General features: G+C 29.7%; 3 protein-coding genes and 1 pseudogene. All 4 read right to left on the bottom strand.

What is annotated here, in order from left to right; genetic code table 11:
- Positions 1 to 158: 158 nt before the first annotated feature.
- Positions 159 to 1,370 carry a hypothetical protein gene (locus tag WH267_RS24970; RefSeq protein ID WP_340011702.1) on the bottom strand — a complete coding sequence of 404 codons (1,212 nt, stop codon included), beginning with the start codon at positions 1,368 to 1,370 and terminating at the stop codon, positions 159 to 161.
- Between the two features lie 94 nt (positions 1,371 to 1,464).
- A complete protein-coding gene (locus WH267_RS24965) occupies positions 1,465 to 1,899 on the bottom strand; it encodes a hypothetical protein (RefSeq protein WP_340011701.1) in 435 nt (144 codons plus the stop codon).
- Complete coding sequence (locus WH267_RS24960) at positions 1,889 to 3,187, bottom strand: hypothetical protein (RefSeq protein ID WP_340011700.1); 1,299 nt, start codon at positions 3,185 to 3,187, stop codon at positions 1,889 to 1,891. The genes WH267_RS24965 and WH267_RS24960 overlap by 11 nt, the downstream gene beginning before the upstream one ends.
- A gap of 25 nt (positions 3,188 to 3,212) precedes the next feature.
- Positions 3,213 to 3,694, bottom strand: a pseudogene (locus WH267_RS24955) (Vgr family protein); the annotation flags it as partial.

The following is a 3,694-nucleotide window of genomic DNA, read 5'->3' as shown; positions in this document are numbered from 1 at the left end:
TGAGATAGACAACAATTGATCGATATAATTTTTCATAACAGGGCAAAAAAGACCGTCTTTATAAGGGACAGTCTTTCTTTGTATGAATGTTGATAATGTGTAATTCTGAAGTCCTTTCACATTACTTAGTAATCATAGCTCCTATCTTTTTAAACACTTTAATAATAAAACTCTTGTGTTTTCACAAGCTCTTTCTTATTATAGACCTCTTGTTTTATGATTCTTCCAATATTATCTAATCTGTATTTAATTGTTTCAGAATCTAGAAGTTCTTTATTTTTTTCTGATTTACCTTTTGCTAAAGTGATAGAAAAACTATATTTATTAATACCAACATTTATTTCATTTGATTGATAAGAATATTTTTTTTCAATCCCTGATAACGGAATTTCTGATTGATCCCTTAGTTTTTGCCAAGCTACTTTCTTTTGTTCTGCAATTGTTATAGGTATTCTTTTATGATTAACTACAACTGAAGAACTGGCAATATTATATTCATACTGTTTTTCTTCAATGACCTTGTCAGCATTATACGTATAACTTTTTTTGATAAAATGATTAATTATCACACTTGGATCGTTCTTGTCTATTATCCCTGAATATTCAATAATGCTAATAAGTTTTTTATTTGAATCATATTGATACTCTTTTACCAAAGTCTCATCATCATTATATTTTTTTTCAATCTGTTTTGAAGAATTGTAACGATAATTTAAAATATTCTTCGATCCATTCTTATTAGTTATTTCCTCTTTGTCAATTTGTGCTTCATTATTGTACTTAAACTTTCTTTGTCCTTTTGGCGTTTCAGCTTCTATGATTTTAGCATTTTCATCATATTTATATTCCAAAATGATATCTCTATCTTGTTTAATTTTTAAAAGTTGTGCAAATTTGTTATAACTATAAGTAACATTATATATTCCCATTTTTCCATCATCATTGGGATATTCTATTTTCTCTTTCTCAATTAACCCTAAATCATTAATCATTTTTTCTGTAGAAAAAACTCCCATCCCTGTTCCCACATTGCCTGTAGCAAATGTGGAATTCTCCTTTATTATTTTGGGAGAAAAATAAAGAAAATCATTTACTTTGAACAAATATAGAGAATAGTCAATATCTGGTTGATAAGTGGTAAATAGAGATTTTTTTAAATCTATCATAAAAAGTTTATCACCTGTAGGATTATACCAAATAATCTCATCATTTATTTTTTCAAAGGCAGTCTGATGGTTTGGAAACTGTTCTTTCATTGTAAACTGATTAGTTGTAATATTTGTTTCTTTATTATATGTTTTTGACTGACAAGACATCATAATCGAGCCTGCAGAGAGCATTAGACAATATATCTGAAAATATGTTCTCATTATTTTATTTTTTTACCAATTCTATCAAATTAGGATCCTTTCTCATAATATCCCATTGAAATTTCCATAAAAAAATCTCATTCTTGATCAATAACTACTTGTAAACAAAAATACCATCGTGATTTTCAATAAGGGAGTCATTTAATTTATATTCGTTTAGTTCACAAAAAAGCTTTTTATTCCACATTGTTGACCTCTGTACCTTATTTATCTTTACTCCTGAAATTTTAAATTTCAAACTATCATCAATAATAATTACGCAATCTTTCTGGAGAATGTCAATCGTAGCTCTATTTATTTTCAAACGAAATTCCTTTACTCCATTATACTCCAAATTAGGATTTTGATAAGAAAAAACTCTATTTTTAGATGATAAACTTTCAAAAGTAATCTTATCAATTTTATCATTAAACCCTTTAAAAAAAACATAACTTCCCATAGGAATATCACCTAAATTACACTGTTCATTTTTTTTTTCTTTACATGCAAAAAAGAATAAAAATAAACATAATACTTTTTTATTTTCCATAAACGTATCCATAAAAGTTAGTACTAAAAACAGAAGGATTAATAATCACCTTTCTAATCTCCCCCCAAGTAAACACTTCAAAATCATAAACATCTGGAGTGATCGTTCCTCCTATCACTCCTTCAAAAACTATCCAATGTTCAATGGGTGTAAATACTCCAGATTTTTTATTCGATAACATATTTGCATTAATTAACATACATACGGTATAACCATCCAAATAAAGTTCCTGCATTTTTGCAACCTCTCTTGAAGAAGAATCTTCACCATCCCAAGGTAATGCACCTTTAGTAAATACAACATTAGTATTGTCAGTAACCGAGGTAAAATTCAATACATCACTCATCAATTTACTTAATTCTCTAGGCAGTGTTGATCCATCAAAAACTTCATCATTTTCTCCATCAAAATCTTTCATTTCATTTTCTTTATCTCGCATACAAGAAAATGGTATCCAGTCAGCATAAGGCATTTTATTTGGATTGCTTGGATATTTTGTATTTGTAACCGGATTCATTTCTAGCAAATGCTTACTTTCATCAACATCCACTTTATAATTATTACAAATACCTATTCCTGTTCGATGTAACGTTAATACAAAATTTTTATACTTTTCAAAATCCTTTTTGGCCAATATATATAAAATTGCAGCCATTCCACAAGTCGGAGTATCATTTTGATCGGCTAAATATGGTTTATCTCGTCTTTGTTCTACTTGGTTTTCTAATATTTTTCTATCAAACCACCTAAATCTATTATGCATAAATACAGGCAATTTTCCCTCTATTTCAGGGTTTTCAATATATGCCCTAACTTCCAAATTTCCTCCACAACACTCATGAGAAGTAAAATTTACATTTAGTTCAATCCCCCTATAATCTTTATTCGTCAAAATATTTTCTACTTTTCTACCTGTTTCAGGATCAATATATTCTATTGCCCATCGGATACTATTTGGATTTCTAGGTTCCCCATTTGTATATTCTTTGACTTTAAATCTATAAGTTTTACCATATAGAATTCCTTCCTTTTTATTGATGCCTGATCCATCGTTAGCAGAACCCTCTTCAAATTTATCAAGACTCTCTATGTTTTTCACTCTTGTTTCTTCAACAAGACTTCTTTCTTTATTCACATCATTATTAACCCCACCAGCCAGACCATTCTGTACATGTCTTCCACCAGAAATATTCCTAGTATATTTACTTTCTTCTAAAATCCCCCCATTTGCTGTACCTCGTATATTTTTAGCAAAGACCTGTATATTCCCTTTCTTTTTCGTTGCCATGTTTTAATACTTTTATATTGAAATATTACGCATTATGTCCCTTTTCGCCAGATAAATTATGAATAGTCTGTTCACTATTCTGTATATAATCCTTTGAGGCAACAACTTCAATTCCTTCAGATGCATTTTTATGAATATCTGTAGCATCATAAGTAAAGTTTTCAGAGGCAGTATTCATAATATTAGTTGCATTCAAATTATAATTTAAAACTGCATTTTGCCAAATATTTCCTCCTGCCGTACTCAGATGATTTGCTCCAGCACTTTCAGTAATATTCATTCCGGCTGTTGAAGTAATATTTTCAGAGGCCGTGATATTAATATTTCTGGCAGTCATATTAATTGTTTCCGGTGCCGTGATGTTGATATTGCTTCCGGTAGTATCCAAATGAATCTCGTTGCCACTTTTATCTGTGATGATGATGCTTTCATCTTCTGTGAAAACAATTCGGTGTCCGCTTCTGGTTTGGATGGATTTTACACGGTTATCCATTCCGCCTCCCAAAC

This window comes from Chryseobacterium sp. MYb328, from assembly GCF_037572595.1.
Taxonomy (GTDB): domain Bacteria; phylum Bacteroidota; class Bacteroidia; order Flavobacteriales; family Weeksellaceae; genus Chryseobacterium; species Chryseobacterium pennae.
This window is presented reverse-complemented; position numbering and strand designations above follow the sequence as displayed.